This is a genomic window from Polynucleobacter antarcticus (genome assembly GCF_013307245.1).
Taxonomy (GTDB): domain Bacteria; phylum Pseudomonadota; class Gammaproteobacteria; order Burkholderiales; family Burkholderiaceae; genus Polynucleobacter; species Polynucleobacter antarcticus.
This window is the reverse complement of sequence record NZ_CP028941.1, coordinates 822396-839978: the sequence shown is the minus strand read 5'-3', so window position 1 is coordinate 839978 and position 17583 is coordinate 822396. Positions and strand designations below refer to the sequence as shown.

At 46.8% G+C, this 17583-nt stretch carries 13 protein-coding genes; 5 read left to right on the top strand and 8 right to left on the bottom strand.

The genetic code is table 11. From position 1 onward, the window contains the following. Positions 1-52: 52 nt before the first annotated feature. From DCO16_RS04360 to gloB, 7 genes are all read right to left on the bottom strand, one after another. The gene (locus DCO16_RS04360) at positions 53-544 is read right to left on the bottom strand and encodes a DUF4149 domain-containing protein (RefSeq protein WP_173942515.1); all 492 of its coding nucleotides are present in this window, start codon (positions 542-544) and stop codon (positions 53-55) included. 14 nt (positions 545-558) lie between these two features. Next, positions 559-1035, bottom strand: coding sequence for a transcription elongation factor GreA (greA, locus tag DCO16_RS04355; protein ID WP_173942514.1), 477 nt, complete (start codon positions 1033-1035; stop codon positions 559-561). 30 nt (positions 1036-1065) lie between these two features. Beyond that, complete coding sequence (gene carB, locus DCO16_RS04350) at positions 1066-4329, bottom strand: carbamoyl-phosphate synthase large subunit (protein ID WP_173942513.1); 3264 nt, start codon at positions 4327-4329, stop codon at positions 1066-1068. Next, entirely contained in the window at positions 4329-5522 is a 1194-nt protein-coding gene (carA, locus tag DCO16_RS04345; protein WP_173943770.1) for a glutamine-hydrolyzing carbamoyl-phosphate synthase small subunit, read from the bottom strand. Before carA ends, carB begins: the two co-directional genes overlap by 1 nt. Before the next feature lie 199 nt (positions 5523-5721). Continuing rightward, positions 5722-7605 (bottom strand): propionate--CoA ligase, encoded by a 1884-nt coding sequence (locus DCO16_RS04340; RefSeq protein ID WP_173942512.1) that lies wholly within the window; start codon positions 7603-7605, stop codon positions 5722-5724. 46 nt (positions 7606-7651) lie between these two features. Further along, positions 7652-9073, bottom strand: a complete 1422-nt coding sequence (locus tag DCO16_RS04335) for a transglycosylase SLT domain-containing protein (protein WP_173942511.1) — start codon at positions 9071-9073, stop codon at positions 7652-7654. After that, positions 9073-9882: a hydroxyacylglutathione hydrolase gene (gene gloB / locus DCO16_RS04330; RefSeq protein WP_173942510.1), complete on the bottom strand. Its 810-nt coding sequence runs from the start codon at positions 9880-9882 to the stop codon at positions 9073-9075. The genes DCO16_RS04335 and gloB overlap by 1 nt, the downstream gene beginning before the upstream one ends. Before the next feature lie 36 nt (positions 9883-9918). On the opposite strand from gloB, the gene DCO16_RS04325 reads away from it, so the two are divergent. The 5 genes from DCO16_RS04325 (at position 9919) to dnaQ (ending at position 16456) form a co-directional block, all read left to right on the top strand. Then, entirely contained in the window at positions 9919-10689 is a 771-nt protein-coding gene (locus tag DCO16_RS04325) for a class I SAM-dependent methyltransferase (protein WP_254598098.1), read from the top strand. A gap of 63 nt (positions 10690-10752) precedes the next feature. After that, positions 10753-11190, top strand: a complete 438-nt coding sequence (gene rnhA, locus DCO16_RS04320; RefSeq protein WP_173943769.1) for a ribonuclease HI — start codon at positions 10753-10755, stop codon at positions 11188-11190. Between the two features lie 117 nt (positions 11191-11307). Continuing rightward, the gene (locus DCO16_RS04315; RefSeq protein WP_173942508.1) at positions 11308-12624 is read left to right on the top strand and encodes an efflux RND transporter periplasmic adaptor subunit; all 1317 of its coding nucleotides are present in this window, start codon (positions 11308-11310) and stop codon (positions 12622-12624) included. Then, the gene (locus tag DCO16_RS04310) at positions 12621-15719 is read left to right on the top strand and encodes an efflux RND transporter permease subunit (RefSeq protein ID WP_173942507.1); all 3099 of its coding nucleotides are present in this window, start codon (positions 12621-12623) and stop codon (positions 15717-15719) included. The genes DCO16_RS04315 and DCO16_RS04310 overlap by 4 nt, the downstream gene beginning before the upstream one ends. Next, positions 15719-16456, top strand: a complete 738-nt coding sequence (gene dnaQ, locus DCO16_RS04305) for a DNA polymerase III subunit epsilon (protein WP_173942506.1) — start codon at positions 15719-15721, stop codon at positions 16454-16456. Before DCO16_RS04310 ends, dnaQ begins: the two co-directional genes overlap by 1 nt. A gap of 27 nt (positions 16457-16483) precedes the next feature. Here the strand turns inward: dnaQ and DCO16_RS04300 are convergent, their stop codons facing one another. Beyond that, complete coding sequence (locus DCO16_RS04300) at positions 16484-17569, bottom strand: tartrate dehydrogenase (protein ID WP_302480384.1); 1086 nt, start codon at positions 17567-17569, stop codon at positions 16484-16486. Positions 17570-17583: the final 14 nt, after the last annotated feature.

Here is a 17583-nt window from a genome sequence, read left to right as displayed (position 1 = left end):
TGAACGCCGCGAGTCGGCGTTTTTTGTTGCTTAGTTTGTATTTCTGATGGATCTAGTAAGTTACTGCGCTCTTAGTCAGTCGCCACACTAAAAACACTCCCAGTACGCTTTGAATCACATACAGAGTGCTAGAGGCAATGTGTAGGCTTCTAAATAAACCCGCTGATGGAGAGAGTGCTACAGGCATTCCTTGAGCTAGAGCACTATCTCTGACGGTATTCATCCAGGGAATGAGGATAAAGACTGCGGTCATTGCACAAAGCAACATTGCCAATAACAGCCAACGAATCAGTCGATAGTGGTAGAGGCCTCGATTGACTAAAAGATTGGCTAACACCATCAGACCAATACAAATAATCAAACTCAAATACGCTTCTAAGGTGAAGATAGCGCCAGCGACCATGCCAGCTACTTGACGATCGGTCATCGTACTAAAGATGGCGGGAGCAACTAAATAGCCCACTGCTAGTAGACTACCCACCCACAAACCTGCCACCAGAACAAAGACTCTTTGTGCTGCAGAATATGCAGAGGCATTCAGCATAGTTATGCAGCAGCTTAAATGTAACGAACGGCTAAGATTTCGACTTCGCGATTACCGCCTGGGGCTTGAACAGCCACAACATCACCCTCTTCTTTACTAATGAGTGCGCGGGCAATCGGAGAGCTAATGGAAATCTTATTTACTGCGATGTCTGCCTCATCATCACCCACAATTTGATAAGTGAACTTCGTCCCATCTTCTAAATCTTCTAGCTCAACGGTGGCACCAAATACGATGCGTCCATTAACATCTAGGGTTGCGGGATCAATCACCTGAGCAGCTGACAGCTTGCCCTCTAGCTCCTGAATGCGCCCTTCAACAAAGCCTTGCTTTTCTTTTGCAGCATCGTACTCTGCATTCTCAGACAGATCACCCTGCGCACGCGCTTCTGAAATAGCAATAATCACTGCTGGGCGCTCTACATGCTTTAAGCGGTGCAACTCTTCTTTGAGAAGTTCTGCCCCACGCTTGGTAATTGGTATTGAGTTCATGTTTCTAGTCTAACTTAAATTAATGGAGAGTCAATGGAGCGTCTTATGTAAATTTTGTAATGAATACACCTCAAGTGCGTCTTTATTGCCACTTTGTGATGCCATCAAACCATCCATCACAGCACGTGCTGCACTAATCGTCGTGTAATACGTAACGTTATTTGCTTGAGCGCTCGTTCGAATTGATCGTGAATCTGCAATCGCAGTGCGGGTTTCATCTACGGTGGTAAATACCAAGGAAATTTCCCCGTTCTTAATTAAATCTACGATATGCGGACGACCATCCTTCACCTTATTAACAACCCGTACTGGTAAACCAGCCGCTTCAATTGCCGCAGCAGTGCCTTTAGTAGCCACCATCGGAAATCCTAATTGATGCAAGAGCTTAGCAACCTCCACTGCTTTAGGCTTATCGCTATCCTTTACTGTCAGGACAACCGTACCGCTCTTCGGTAACTTGATACCAGCACCCAATTGAGATTTAAAGAGGGCTTCACCAAACGTTTTACCAACTCCCATCACTTCGCCTGTAGAGCGCATTTCTGGTCCTAAGATAGGATCGATGCCTGGAAATTTATTAAATGGGAAGACAGCTTCTTTGACTGAGAAGTAGCCAGGCAGTACTTCAGCCTTAATACCCTGCTGATCGAGTGTCTGCCCCACCATACAGCGTGCTGCAATCTTCGCCAACTGTAAGCCCGTGGCTTTCGATACAAATGGCACAGTACGCGAAGCGCGGGGATTAACCTCGAGAACATAGATGACATCTTGGCCATCGACATTCTGAATCGCGAATTGCACATTCATTAAGCCGATCACGTTCAAACCTTTAGCCATGGCAGCAGTCTGACGCTTAATCTCAGCAATCGTGCTTTCTGATAATGAATAAGGGGGCAATGAACAGGCAGAGTCGCCAGAGTGGACACCTGCTTGCTCAATATGCTCCATCACGCCGCCGATAAAGACACGTTGACCATCACTAATACAATCCACATCGCATTCAATCGCATCATTTAAGAAGCGATCAAGTAATACGGGAGAGTCATGTGACACTTTGACTGCTTCACGCATATAGCGTTCAAGATCACGACCATCATGCACAATTTCCATGGCGCGACCACCTAAAACGTAGGAAGGACGCACAACCAATGGATACCCAATTTCCTCAGCGAGCTTAAGCGCTTCATCTTCGGCACGGGCTGTGCGGTTAGGTGGTTGACGTAGTTTTAAATCATGTAATAACTTCTGAAAACGCTCACGATCTTCGGCAGCATCAATCATGTCTGGCGAAGTTCCGATAATTGGCACGCCATTACGTTCTAGATCTAAAGCCAATTTCAAAGGTGTCTGACCGCCATACTGCACGATCACGCCCTTAGGTTTTTCTATCGCTACGATCTCGAGAACATCTTCTAATGTCAAAGGTTCAAAGTACAAACGATCGGAAGTATCGTAGTCAGTCGAAACGGTTTCAGGGTTGCAGTTCACCATAATGGTTTCATAACCATCGTCACGTAGTGCTAAAGCAGCATGAACACAGCAATAATCAAACTCGATACCTTGACCAATTCGGTTAGGACCGCCGCCCAGTACCATGATCTTATTGTTATTGGTCGGCTGGGATTCGCATTCACCATGCTCAGCCTCATAAGTGGAATACAAATACGCTGTATTTGTTGAAAACTCTGCCGCGCAGGTATCTACCCGCTTGTAAACCGGTACAACCTTTAAGCGATGACGCGCTGCACGCACCGAGGAAGCATCAACACCCATCAGCTTGCCCAAACGTCGATCTGAAAAACCTTTTTGCTTAATAAAGCGTAATTCTGGAGCAGACAAGCTATCAATCTTACGCAGCTTGAGTTCAGTTTCAATCGTAATCAGCTCTTCGATTTGCTCTAAGAACCAAGGATCAATTTTGGTCTCTGCATACACCTCATCCAGACCCATGCCCATCCGGAAAGCGTCACCCAAATACCAAACACGGTCTGGGCCTGGCTCACCAATTTCTTGAATGATGTCGTCTAAGTCAGTAGAAAATTCATCTAAACCATCTACACCGACCTCTAAACCACGTAGAGCTTTTTGGAAGGATTCTTGGAATGTTCGGCCAATCGCCATCACCTCACCTACGGACTTCATCTGTGTCGTTAAACGCGAATCCGCTTGGGGGAACTTCTCAAAAGCAAAGCGAGGAATCTTCGTGACAACGTAATCGATTGAAGGTTCAAATGAAGCGGGTGTAGCACCACCCGTGATGTCATTCTTTAACTCATCTAGTGTGTAACCCACTGCTAACTTCGCGGCAATCTTCGCGATTGGAAAACCTGTTGCCTTAGATGCCAACGCAGATGAACGAGAAACCCGTGGGTTCATCTCAATCACAATCATGCGGCCATCTTCTGGATTAATCGAGAACTGTACGTTAGAGCCACCCGTATCAACACCAATTTCACGCAACACTGCTATCGAGGCATTACGCAGAATTTGATACTCTTTATCCGTTAAGGTTTGTGCAGGAGCAACCGTAATCGAATCTCCGGTATGCACACCCATCGGATCAAAGTTTTCAATAGAACATACGATGATGCAGTTATCCGCGCGATCCCGCACGACTTCCATTTCAAACTCTTTCCAGCCAAGGAGAGACTCTTCAATCAAGAGCTCACGGGTTGGCGAGAGATCTAAACCTCGCTTACAAATTTCTTCGAACTCTTCGCGGTTATAAGCAATACCACCGCCAGATCCACCCATCGTGAAGGAAGGACGAATCACCACAGGAAAGCCTAAGCTCCCCGTCTCAATCTGGATGCGCTGCTGCACGACATGCGCCTCATCCATAGTGTGCGCAATGCCAGACTTCGCAGAACCTAAACCAATTTTGGTCATGGCATTTTTAAACTTCTGACGATCTTCGGCTTTATCAATCGCTTCTGGTGATGCACCAATCAACTCGCACCCGTATTTCTCCAGAACACCATGGCGATGTAAATCTAAGGCGCAATTAAGAGCAGTTTGTCCGCCCATCGTTGGCAAAATCGCATCCGGTTTTTCAGTGGCAATAATACGTTCAACAACTTCCCAAGTAATCGGCTCGATATAAGTCACATCGGCCATTTCTGGATCAGTCATGATGGTCGCTGGGTTGCTATTCACAAGGATGACTTTGAAGCCTTCATCCCGCAATGCCTTGCAAGCCTGCGCACCGGAATAATCAAACTCACAAGCTTGACCAATCACAATCGGACCTGCACCAATAATCAGAATACTTTTAATATCGCTACGCTTAGGCATTATTTGCTCCCCTTATTACTCACAGCGGTAGCATTCATTAGCTCCACAAAACGATCAAACAAATAAGCAATATCGTGAGGACCGGGAGAGGCTTCTGGGTGACCTTGAAAACATAATGCCGGTTTGTCTTTCCAAGCCAAGCCCTGCAAAGAACCATCAAATAAAGAAACATGCGTCACGCGAATCTTGTCAGGCAAGGTGTTGGCATCCACTGCAAAACCATGATTCTGAGAGGTAATGGCAACACGTCCTGTATCGAGATCTTTTACAGGGTGGTTGGCGCCGTGATGACCGAATTTCATTTTCAAAGTTTTCGCGCCAGCGGCCAAACCCATAATTTGATGACCTAAACAAATTCCAAAGGTAGGTACCCCTTTTTCAATAATTTCTTTTGCAGCAGCAATCGCGTAATCACAAGGACCGGGATCTCCAGGGCCGTTGGAAAAAAAGACCCCATCAGGGTTCATGGCCAAGACTTCGGCAGCGCTGGTTTGGGCTGGCACTACAGTGAGCTCACAGCCACGCTCAGTCAGCATGCGCAAAATATTGCGCTTCACACCAAAGTCATAAGCGACAACCTTTTTAAGTGCCTTACTTTGATCTAGTATTTTATACGCAGGCTTGCCATCGACTCCATGCAAAGCCCATTCTGCTTCACGCCATGTGTAGGGTTTTTTCGTACTTACTACCTTGGCAAGGTCTAAACCAGCCATGCCAGAAAACGCTTTAGCCAAGTCGAGTGCTTTTTTAGCCAACGTAGCAATGTCATCACCGAGCTTGCCGGCCACAATTGCGCCCGATTGCGCACCGGTATCCCGCAGAATACGGGTAAGCTTGCGCGTATCAATAGCAGAAATTCCTACAACGCCTGCTTTAATTAAGTAGCTATCAAGGCTTTCTTCAGAGCGAAAATTAGAAACACGCTTAGGAAGATCTTTGATGACTAAACCAGCTGCATGAATGTGCTCTGATTCGGCATCTTGTGCATTCACACCAACATTACCGATATGGGGATAAGTCAGAGTCACGATTTGACGGGAATAACTGGGATCAGTAATGATCTCTTGATAACCTGTGAGGGCAGTATTAAAGACTACTTCACCGGTTGTTTCGCCAGAGGCGCCAATACTGAGACCGGGAAATAAAGAACCGTCGGCTAAAGCCAATACGGCGGGGGGGAAAGAAGGAAGCAAGGGTGACAAACCATCTCCAGTCCCTGCTCCATCCGACGCTCAACACCCCAAAAAGACCAACCCAGGACTGTTTGTGCGGGAGGTGAGTGTCTTTAAGCGCTAGGGTAATTTATTAAATTTTGAACTCAATAATAATACCAGTTTTATGGCTCACACCCCTGCAATCCCATAGCTACAGGGCTTGAGGGGGGTTGCGCCTTTACGCCTTGGCCGTACTGTCGATGATGTCCTTAATTTGGGCCAGAACGGTTTGATCTTCCATCGTACTAATATCACCAGGATCACGACCTTCTGCCACGGCCTGCAGTGCACGACGCACAATCTTGCCTGAACGGGTCTTCGGTAAAGCATTCACCACATAAACACGACCAGGTCGGGCAATCGGTCCTAACTGACTATCCACTGTCTTCATACATTCCGCTTCTAAATTAGCAATACTGTCTGAATTACGCGGAATCACAAAGGCGATCGCAGCCTGTCCCTTTAGTTTGTCTTCAATACCCACTACAGCCACCTCGGAGACATTCGGATGACTAGAAATACTTTCCTCAATCTCGCGAGTACCTAATCGATGGCCCGCTACGTTAATCACATCATCGGTGCGGCCCAAGATAAAGAAGTAACCATCCTTATCTTTAATGCCCCAGTCAAATGTGGAATAAATCGTCTTACCAGGAATAGTTTCCCAATAGGTACTGACAAAGCGCTTGTCATCACCCCAAACTGTTTGCATGCAACCTGGAGGTAAGGGACCTTCAATGGCAATCACCCCTTTTTTATCGGGACCTAATTCTTCGGAGGTCGCATCATCTAACAACTTCATGTTGTAACCAAATGAGGGCACGCCTGGCGAACCAAATTTGTGCGGCATGACTTCTACCCCGCGCTGAATAGCCAGCATCGGCCAACCGGTTTCAGTTTGCCAATAATTATCCACAATCGGTTTTTTAATCGCATCATGAATCCATGTTGCGGTTGGCTCATCTAGAGGCTCACCAGCTAAGAACAAGGCACGTAGACTAGATAGATCGTATTTAGTTAAAAATGCGGGATCTTGTTTTTTGAGAACACGCACAGCAGTTGGCGCCGAGAACATCACGGACACTTTGTATTTCTCAACCAACTCCCACCAAATACCTGCATCGGGGCGTAATGGCGTACCCTCATACAAGATAGTAGCCATACCGTTAATAAGTGGCGCATAAATAATGTAGCTATGTCCCACTACCCAACCAATATCCGAAGTGCAGAACATGGTTTCGCCAGGGTTACCGCAAAAGATGTGCTTCATCGATGCCGCTAACGCTACAGCATAGCCGCCGGTATCGCGTTGCACACCCTTTGGTTTACCAGTGGTGCCTGAGGTATACAAAATATAAGAGATATGAGTGGCATCGACCCACTCTACTGGCACGATGTCGTTCAGATGCTTTTGGCGCTCAGTCGCGTAATCTACATCACGCCCAGCCACCATGGTGAACTCCGTCAGACCCCGGTTCACAATCAATACCTTTTCAGGCTTAAAGCTAGCCAGCGCAATACCCTCGTCCAACAAGGGCTTGTAAGGCACCGGCTTGCCCGCGCGTGAGCCAGCCTCAGCCGTCACAATCATTTTAGGTTTTGCATCATCAATTCGAGATGCCAAGCTGTGAGATGCAAAGCCACCAAACACAACTGAGTGAATCGCTCCAATACGCGCACAAGCTAACATGGCAAAACTTGCCTCTGCAATCATTGGCATATAAATTAATACACGATCACCTTTTTTAACGCCATTGGCTTGGTAGATCGCAGCCATCCGATTGACTTCTTCATAAAGCTCTTTGAATGTGTACGCTTTTTCTTGATTGGTTTCTGTAGAAACCGCAATCAGAGCGGCTTGGTCGGCACGGTCTTTTAAATGCCGGTCGACAGCGTTGTAACAAAGGTTGGTTAATCCACCCTCAAACCATTTTGCAAACGGGGGGTTGGAATAATTGAGAACTTCATTAAAAGGCTTTTCCCAATGAATGAGTCTTGCTTGCTCTCCCCAAAAACTATCTGGATCTTGAATGGAACGTTCGTGTTCTGATTTGTAGGACATGATCAACCTAAATAAATGAAAAAGTGTTGTGTGAGCACAAAGCGAATTACTGAGTTTTACTTAGCCCCTTGCCATCGGCTACCTTAGCTGCAGGGCTATTCGCTTTCGTAGTTGTGTTTTTCGCAGATTTTTCAGGTCCTGTCGATGCGGGCTTATGCTGAGTTGCAGCATTTTTTACTGAGGAATTACCCTTAGTAGCGGCTTTATTTGTCCCTTTTGCTGGAGTAGCTGAAGGGCACTTAGCGCCGGCAGCACAATTTTTAGGCGCAGCGGGTGCAGGCTTGGCAAGATTAAGGCTGGCATTTTCAGCCATCGCCACAGAAATATCCCCGTAACGCCGGCTAGTTTTGGGCACCAATACGGTGGACCCTGCCCGTATTCTCATGCCCTTCGGAATGCCATTCACTTCTCTAAGAGTATTAGGATCTGCCCCCAGGGCTTTGGCTGCCTGATCCACGCTCTCGGTTTTAGTGATGAGCACAGCAGTCCATGAGGAAAGAGGCTTAGTATATTTTTTGAGGTTTTCCTGAAATACCTCTGCATGCCCAAATGGCAACAAAATCTGTTGATTGGCATTACTTAAAATCACTGGCTTATTAAATGAAGGATTGAGACTATGAAACTCCTCTGCTGGAATTTCTGCTAACTCGATCACCACTGCTACATCAATATCATTCGCAACCTCGATCGCTACAAAATAAGGATGATTTTCAAGCTCAGGTAAAACAATGCCAAATGCTTGGGGATCTAAAACAATTTGACGGTAAGCCATCAACTTAGGAACATAGTTGCGAGTTTCATTTGGCATACTAAGGCTCAGATAATCCGTTGGCAGCCCCTTTGCCAAATTGCGTTTTTGTGCTTTAGTTACATTGCCCTCGCCCCAGTTATACGCTGCCAATGCAAGATCCCAGCTACCGAACTGTTTGTACAATCGTTGTAAATAATCCAGGGCTGCATCGGTCGACTGCAATACGTCACGACGCTCATCTCTAAAGACGTTTTGCGTCAAACTAAAATCCTTACCAGTCGCTGGCATGAATTGCCACAAGCCCATTGCTTTAGCACTAGATTTGGCGTGTGTTACAAAAGCACTTTCCACAAAAGGCAGTAAGGCAATCTCCATGGGCATATTGCGTGTATTGACTTCTTGCACAATATAAAAAAGATAGCGTGATGAGCGTGCCATAGTGCGATTGACATAGTCAGGACGATTCGCCAGCCATCGTACTTGGGCAATCTCTAGCGGTGTATTCATGGGCTCTAATTCAAAGCCATCCCGAATGCGTATCCATAGATTGCTAGATGGCGCATATAGCTTGCTGACAGATTGCTTTTGAAGGTCAACTTTTTGCGCCTTAAAAGCGCGAGGATCATTTCGCGTTGAGCTATCGGATGTCCAATCCCCACTACTTGCGCAACCAGACAGAGCAACAATCAGCACTATTGCCCCATAGCGCCAAGACATCAGAACCGATCCTTCCATGCCCGAATGACCGCCAAGACATGCGCAGGGCTTGGCAGTGTTTTTTCACCGGAGATACGCAATGCTGAATCAATCACCTCTTCTTGATCGCAACGCATAAACGGGTTGACCTGCAACTCTTGCCCAATCGTCGTTGGTAATGTAGGAAGGTAATGGTCGCGTAAGGACTTGGCCTTCTCGGCCCAACTGATTAAGTTGGTGTTGTTGGGCTCAACAGCTAAGGCAAAACGAATATTCGATAAAGTGTACTCATGGGTGCAGTACACCAAGGTATTTTTTGGCAAGGCAATGAACTTGGCCAAAGACTGGCTCATTTGTGTTGGAGTGCCTTCAAATAAGCGGCCACAACCGGAGGCAAATAAGGTATCTCCACAAAAGAGCATTGGCTCAGGCACATTAGCCTGTATGTTCGCAAAGTAGGCGATGTGGCTGAGGGTATGGCCGGGTACTTCAAACACTTCAAAACTCAGCATCGGTGCCGCAATCTCAAACTTATCCCCTTCCATGAGGGCATGGGTTCTACCGGGTATATCAATTGCTGCCGGCCCGTATACAGGTATGTGCTTACCTAGAGTCTGCAAAATCTGCAAAATTCCTCCAGTATGGTCAGCATGGTGATGGGTTATTAGAATGCCGGTTAATGTGAGTTTTTCTTGTGCTAAATATTGCAAGACGGGGGCGGCATCCCCCGGATCAACAATCAGAGCAGATTGACCATCATGGATACACCAAAGATAGTTGTCATCAAAGGCCGGAATGGGCCAAACTTGCAATAAAGTATTCTTCTCCATAGAACGATGATACCAACCCCCTCTTCCCCGCACCAGATGCCTGCCCCACCATGGAGTTCATGGGAAAAGTGGCTACAGTCTCCGCCTGGCCAATATGTCCTTGCTTGGGAGCAAAAATGCTTTAATCAGATTGTGGCCGATGTCTTCGGATTTCATGCAATTCAGGTGGGTTTGCCGCAAATTAACACCTTGGCAGAAAATCGCATGCCTTTGCAAGCCATATTGACCGACTCCGCTGATCATCAAATCGACGCAACCCACCCGCATTGGCATTGCATTAGAGGCAACGCCAATGAGCTGCCCTTTGCATCTGAAAGCGTCGATTTATTAGTTCTGCCCCATGCGCTCGAGTTTGCCGCCGATCCGCACCAAATTTTGCGGGAGGCTGAACGGGTCTTACGCCCCGAGGGTCGCCTGATTATTTCTGGGTTTAACCCAGCTAGCCTATGGGGGGTGCGCCAATACCTCAGTCGCCTCATCGGCAGCCCCTACTTACCAAGAGACGGTCAATTTATTAGCCTACTGCGCGTCAAAGATTGGCTTCAGTTACTTAATTTTTCGCTCGATCGCGGTCATTTTGGCTGCTATAAATTCCCTTTGAGCGGAGAATCGGGTATGGCCAGAATGGATTACTTAGAACCCATGGGGAACCGCTGGTGGCCCATCTTTGGAGCCGTTTTTCTGATCTCAGCAATAAAACGCCAGCAAGGGATTCGCTTGATTGGGCGAGTCCAAAGTAGGCGAATCACCCCAATTACCCAGCTTAGTCCAGTGGCCGAGAATCGCCAGAACAAGTGCGACAAATAATTGCAGTCAACAAGAGGTCTTCACAAGACCCTGTAAATTAACGCTATGGAACAAACCAAAACTCTGCCCCACATCGTCATTTATACCGATGGGGCATGTAAAGGCAACCCCGGCCCTGGTGGCTGGGGTGCAGTGCTTCTTTCTGGTGATCATGAAAAGCATCTTCACGGTGGGGCAAAACTTACCACCAATAACCGTATGGAAATTAGCGCGGTCATTCACGCCCTTAAGGCGCTCAAGCAAACCAGCTCTGTAGAGCTTTGGACTGACTCCCAATATGTACAAAAGGGCGTCACAGAGTGGCTAGAGGGCTGGAAAAAACGCGGCTGGAAGACAGCGAGTAAAGATCCCGTGAAAAATGCTGACTTATGGCAAGAATTAGATACCCTGATCCCCCATCACGCCATTTCTTGGCACTGGGTCCGTGGACACAGTGGTCACCCTGGCAACGAGCTGGCTGACCTGCTGGCAAACAGAGGTGTCGAAGAGTTTCTCTCGTAGTCTCTAATAGGCAGTCAAAACCCGTTTTTAATGGTCTTATGAGAGAATGAATCATCCTAAATCGGCCACCACTTTGCCGGCTACACCCTTATTAAGAATAGAAAAGCGCCTCAGAACGTGTCAATAATTGAATCAGCACTCGATAAAGCGGTAGCTCAACTAGGAAGCGTCAAAAATAGGCTACAAGCACGCCTATGCCAGCTGTGGCAAAAAGCCTCTCCTATCTGGAGTCACGCTAAAAAAATGGATTACCCCACCAGCAAAGCCTTGCTGCTGAAATTCAAATGGCGCATTGTTTTGCTAGCAGTGCTGCTGTACTGCGCATCACTAGCCTATGACTATTACTTTCCTGCAAGCAAAAAAATGGGTGGGGCACAAACGATTACTAGTGTGGTCGTAGAGAAAAAAGACATCCCCATCATGATTGAGGCGACGGGAACCTTTATCTCCAATAGCATTGTCGATATTCGTCCGATGGTGACCAATACGGTTGCCAAGATTCATATTAAAGATGGTGAGGAAATCAAAGCCGGTCAGCTTCTCTTTACCTTAGATAATCGGAATGACACGGCCAATTATGAAAGATTAAAAGCACTCGCGGATGATGCGCAAAAACAATACCTGCGTGCCAAAGGTTTAGTTGATAAAAACTTTATTTCTCAGGCGGGGCTAGATACTTCCTTAGCAAATGCCAAGGCAGCACAGTCTGCTGCGCGCTCTGCTGAGGTTCAACTATCCTTCGACTCTATCCGCTCACCGATTAATGGCCGAGCCGGCATCATTAACGTCTTCCCCGGGTCGCTGGTTCAAGCCAGTAATGTGGTGACCACTGCAACCAGCTCTACTGCGACCTCGAGTGTTGGCTCGATGGTAACTATCACTCAATTAAATCCTATCAATGTTCAGTTCGTCATCCCCGAGAAAGATATTCCCTTACTTTTAGGGAGCAAGCAGGATGATGCCCCGCTCACAGTGAAAGTGACCGTTGGTAGTAATGAAAAGAATGTCTACGAAGGCAAGGTCTTAGTGATTGATAACCAAGTAGATCCTTTAATTGCCGCAGTGCGCGTCCGCGCTCAAATCTCCAATGAAAAAATGAGTATTCTGCCCGGACAATTTGCGCGTGTCACGCTCAATGCCAGTACCCTCAAAGATGCGCTTGAAGTGCCCTCAGAGGCTGTAGTGATTAACCCACGAGGCAGCATTGTCTATGTGGTGGATAAAGACAGCAAGGTCTCTATTAAGCCTATTAAGGTTGTCTATGAGTATCAAGGAAAAACCGTCATCACCGGCGTAGAGCCTGGCGATCGCATCGTGGTCGAAGGCAAACAAAATCTTCGCCCTGGAGGCAAAGTGCGTGAGGCTAAAACTCCTAGCGCAGCGCCGATAACTCCCCCGAATTCTGCTACTCCACCAGCCGCCGATAAAAAATGACACTCTCTGAGTTATGTATCAGGCGACCCGTGATGACGGTGTTGCTTTCTGTATCAACTGTGATTGCCGGCACGGTTGCGTACTTCAATATTCCAGTAGCTGCACTACCTAGTTTTAATACTCCCGTTATTTCAGTAACAGCTAGCCTACCGGGTGCTGCGCCCGAGAATATGGCTTCGTCCGTCGCCCTCCCGCTGGAAAAAGAATTTGCGACGATTGACGGCATCAAGATGATTAGCTCAACCAATACCCTTGGTTCGACAAGCATTAGTCTGGAATTTAATAGCGATCGCGATATTGATAAGGCTGCAGTCGATGTTCAGGCTGCTCTATTGCGCGCGCAACGCCGTCTTCCGATTGAGATGACGATACCGCCTTCGTATCGAAAAATTAACCCTGCCGATACCGCCATACTGGTTGTACGCATGAGCTCACCTTCGATGAGCCTCTCTGAAATCAATGCCTACGCTGAAAATTTAATATCACCCGCGATTTCTACTATCACTGGTGTGTCTCAAGTTCAGGTATATGGTGCCAAACGGTACGCTGTTCGGGTCAGCGTTCGACCGGATGCACTAGGCAACCGCAATATGACAATGGAAGAGTTGGCTACAGCCATTAATAAGGCCAATACCAATAGCCCAGTGGGCACTTTAGATGGTCCTCGTCAACTCATTACGATTTACGCCAACCCGCAGCTCGTTACAGCTGAAGAATATGGGAACTTGGTTATCGCCCAGCGCAATGGTTTACCGGTTTACCTCAGGGATGTAGCGAATGTCCAAGAGAGTTTTGAAGACGTCAGAACATTTGCGACTTCCCGTGGAGAGCGTTCCATCGCGGTCGGAATTCTGCGGCAACCTAATGCCAATACGCTCGATGTTGTTACTGCCGTTAAAAAATTGCTCCCAAAATTACAAGAGCAAATGCCTGCGTCAATTCAATTAACTTTGGTTAATGACCGCTCTCTTTCAATTACAGAAGCAATACATGATGTCAATATCACGCTCGCACTGACGATTCTTTTAGTGGTGCTGGTGATCTTCTTATTTCTTAAGCGCATTTCAGCAACCTTAATACCATCTGTAAGTCTGCCGATCTCTTTAATAGGTGCATTTTTTCTACTCTACATTTTTGGATATAGCTTAGACAATATCTCTCTACTTGGCATTACTTTGGCAGTGGGTTTAGTAGTAGACGATGCGATTGTCGTGTTAGAGAACATCATGCGTTATGTTGAGAAAGGCATGGATCCTCTCAAAGCCTCACTCAAGGGCAGTAAAGAAGTCGGCTTCACCATCATCTCAATTTCGCTCTCTCTAGTTGCTGTATTTATCCCCCTCTTCTTTATGGCAGGGCCGATTGGCCTGCTCTTTAGAGAGTTTGCGGTAGTGGTTTCCCTTGCAATCCTTGTCTCTGCTGTTGTTTCACTCACCATCGTTCCGATGTTGTGTAGCCGATTCCTGCCCAAGCCAGGGGACCATCCTAAAGAGTATGCGATCAATAAACACTTTGATCGAATGTTCAATTGGTCACTTAATACCTATGTCCATTACTTAGATCTTGCACTGATCCATCGTAAGAAAGTACTGTGGGGTGCGATTGCCTCTCTATTCATCACAGTAGCTTTATTTACAAGTAGTCCTAAAGGCTTCTTTCCGGAAGAGGATATTGGGCAGATTACGGCAACGACTGAAGCAGCGGAAGACACCTCCTTTGCGGCTATGCTGGCCCTTCAAGATCGTGCAGCCGAGATTGTCAATAGCGATCCTAATGTGGCTAACTCCATTTCAATCCTTGGGGGCGGTCTGAGCGCTGGTCGCAACACTGGCCGCTTTTTCATAATCCTCAAGCCTAAGGGTGATAGAGAAAAAATGAACCAAGTGATTGAAGGGCTGCGTATTAAATTTAGAGAGATACCCGGCCTGCAGGTCTATATGCGTCCCGTACAAAATTTGCAACTGGGTGGACGTAGTAGTAAGAGTCGCTATCAATTTACATTGCAAAGTGTTGGCTTTGAAGGTGTGAATAATTGGGCAGAAAAGCTTGAGCAAAAAATGCGCACCAATCCGATCTTCCGTGATGTCACTAGCGACTCTAAGTTGAAGGGACTCAATGTCAAGATTGAGATTAATCGCGATCAAGCTGCCAGTGCAGGCGTCACCATTGCCGATATTCGTAGTGCGCTATATAACTCTTTTGGAGAGCGACAGGTATCTACTATCTATACGCCAGTCAACACCTATTACGTTATTCTAGAAACAGCCCAGGATGATCGCCAGTTCGAAACTGACCTCAATAAAGTGTTTGTTCGCGGTAGAGCTACCGATAAGTTAATTCCGCTATCGAGTTTGGCTACGTTCGTCCGAACGGTGGGGCCCACTGCCGTGAACCATCAAGGACAAATACCGGCTGTCACTCTATCCTTCAACTTAGCACCAGATGTTTTCTTGGGTGATGCTACTAAAGCGATTGATGGATACGTCAAAGAAATTGGGCTGCCGCCTTCTATCATTACGAGCTATGGTGGCGATGCTGCAGTATTTAAAGACAATCAGTCTGGTCAAATTATTCTGATCTTAGCGGCACTTGGCGTCATTTATATTCTTTTGGGTGTGCTATACGAAAGCTATATTCACCCACTGACTATTTTGGCTGGGCTACCCTCCGCCGCCATTGGCGCCATCTTGGCCCTGCGTATCTTCGGCTTTGAATTGACGGTGGTTGCGTCGATCGGCATCTTATTGCTCATTGGTATTGTGAAAAAGAATGCGATTTTGATGATTGACTTCGCGCTTGATGCCCAAAGAAATCAGGGCATGAGTCCTGAAAAAGCCATTCGTGAAGCCTGTATTTTGCGCTTTAGGCCGATTATGATGACAACCGTTGCAGCGCTCATGGGCGCCCTACCTATTGCATTTGGCTTGGGTGCCGGCGCTGAACTGCGCCAACCCCTGGGTGTCAGTGTTGCAGGCGGCCTGATTCTCTCGCAATTTGTGACTCTGATTATTACCCCCGTCATTTATCTTTATCTTGATAAATATGCCGGCAATGGTCCGATGGATATTCCTGAATCTGTATTGAAGGGTACCTAATGCGTCAAGTTATCTTAGATACTGAGACTACTGGGCTTAATCCGGCTACGGGCGATCGTATTATTGAAATTGGCTGCGTTGAGATGGTCGATAGAAGACTAACAGACCGTACCTTTCACTATTACATCAATCCAGAAAGAGACATTGATGCCGGCGCTTTTTCAGTGCATGGTCTCTCCCGTGAATTTTTATCTGATAAACCTGTCTTTGCGCATATCGTAGAAGAGCTCATTGAATTTGTGGATGGTGCAGAAGTGGTCATTCATAATGCACCGTTTGACTTGGGCTTTTTAGATAACGAGTTTGCTTTATTAAAACGCCCTGCTTTTAGAGGCTTAGCAACAAAAGTAACTGATACGCTATTAGATGCGCGTCAAATGTTTCCAGGTAAGCGCAACTCCTTAGATGCCCTATGCGATCGCTTCTCTATTAGCAATCAGCACCGCACACTACACGGCGCTCTACTGGATGCTCAGTTATTAGCAGAAGTCTATGTGGCAATGACTCGGGGCCAAGAAGACCTTTCAATTGATTTAATTGACTATACCGTTGGTACTGATGCCTCTGGTCATACCAAGGCCCTGCCCACGCATTTCAAGCTCATGACGGCGAGTACCGAAGACTGTCAACTACATGAACAGATACTTAGTGAGATTGCTAAGGCCAGTAAAAAGGACCCCGTATGGAGTCCTTTAAACGCCGCTACTGATTCTGCTGCTGATTCTGCTGCTGCTTAAACGCTACTAATCAGTAAATATTTATCCTTAGATTGCTGCGGCAATCGCCTTACCCAAGTCGTCAGTCTTCGCCTTTCCGCCAAGGTCTGGTGTTAATGGTGAGTTAGCTGATGACAAGACTTTTTCAATCGCAGTAAAAATAGCTAAGCCAGCTTCTGGGTAGCCCAAGTGATCTAGCATCATCGAGCCACTCCAGATCTGTCCAATAGGATTGGCAATCATCTTGCCGTAAATATCCGGAGCTGAGCCATGCACTGGCTCAAATAGAGACGGAAATTTTCCCTCTGGATTAATACTGCCCGATGGCGCTACTGCAATCGTACCGGTACAAGCTGGACCCAAGTCCGACAAAATATCGCCAAACAAATTACTAGCAACCACCACATCAAAGCGATCCGGGTTCATCACAAAATGCGCAGCCAAGATATCAATATGGTATTTGTCAGTTCTCACATCTGCAAATTGCTTAGCCATATTTTCTACGCGCTGATCCCAATAGGGCATGGTGATTGCAATACCATTAGATTTGGTTGCTGAGGTGAGGTGTTTTTTAGGACGGCTTTGTGCCAGGTCGTAAGCATATTTAAGGATACGGTCAACACCCTGGCGCGTGAAGATGGATTCCTGAATCACAAACTCGCGATCCGTATCGGGGAACATTTTTCCGCCCACACTGGAATATTCTCCTTCGGTGTTCTCACGCACTACAAAAAAATCTATATCTCCAGGTTTACGGTTAGCTAAGGGACATGGCACCCCTGGCAATAAACGTACTGGGCGGAGATTGACGTACTGATCAAAGCCGCGACGGAACTGAATTAAGCTGCCCCACAAGGACACATGATCCGGAAGAATGTCAGGCATGCCCACTGCGCCAAAGAAGATAGCGTCATACTTCATTAAGGTATCAAACCAATCATCGGGCATCATCTTGCCGTGCTTGAGATAGTAGTCGCAACTAGCAAAGTCAAAATGATCAAATTGCATACCGATATTGAATTTTTTATTGGCGGCCTCTAAAGCGCGTAATCCCTCAGGCATCACTTCTTTACCAATGCCATCCCCTGCGATAACAGCAATTTTAGGATTCTTAAAAATTTTCTTTGCGTTCATTGAGAGCTTCTTTG

Coding starts and splice junctions, on each gene's coding strand:
- DCO16_RS04335 (WP_173942511.1), bottom strand. CDS start 9,073: ATGTCTTGGCGCTATGGGGCAATAGTGCTGATTGTTGCTCTGTCTGGT.
- dnaQ (WP_173942506.1), top strand. CDS start 15,719: ATGCGTCAAGTTATCTTAGATACTGAGACTACTGGGCTTAATCCGGCT.
- carB (WP_173942513.1), bottom strand. CDS start 4,329: ATGCCTAAGCGTAGCGATATTAAAAGTATTCTGATTATTGGTGCAGGT.
- DCO16_RS04340 (WP_173942512.1), bottom strand. CDS start 7,605: ATGTCCTACAAATCAGAACACGAACGTTCCATTCAAGATCCAGATAGT.
- greA (WP_173942514.1), bottom strand. CDS start 1,035: ATGAACTCAATACCAATTACCAAGCGTGGGGCAGAACTTCTCAAAGAA.
- DCO16_RS04325 (WP_254598098.1), top strand. CDS start 9,919: ATGCCTGCCCCACCATGGAGTTCATGGGAAAAGTGGCTACAGTCTCCG.
- DCO16_RS04360 (WP_173942515.1), bottom strand. CDS start 544: ATGCTGAATGCCTCTGCATATTCTGCAGCACAAAGAGTCTTTGTTCTG.
- gloB (WP_173942510.1), bottom strand. CDS start 9,882: ATGGAGAAGAATACTTTATTGCAAGTTTGGCCCATTCCGGCCTTTGAT.
- DCO16_RS04300 (WP_302480384.1), bottom strand. CDS start 17,569: ATGAACGCAAAGAAAATTTTTAAGAATCCTAAAATTGCTGTTATCGCA.
- DCO16_RS04310 (WP_173942507.1), top strand. CDS start 12,621: ATGACACTCTCTGAGTTATGTATCAGGCGACCCGTGATGACGGTGTTG.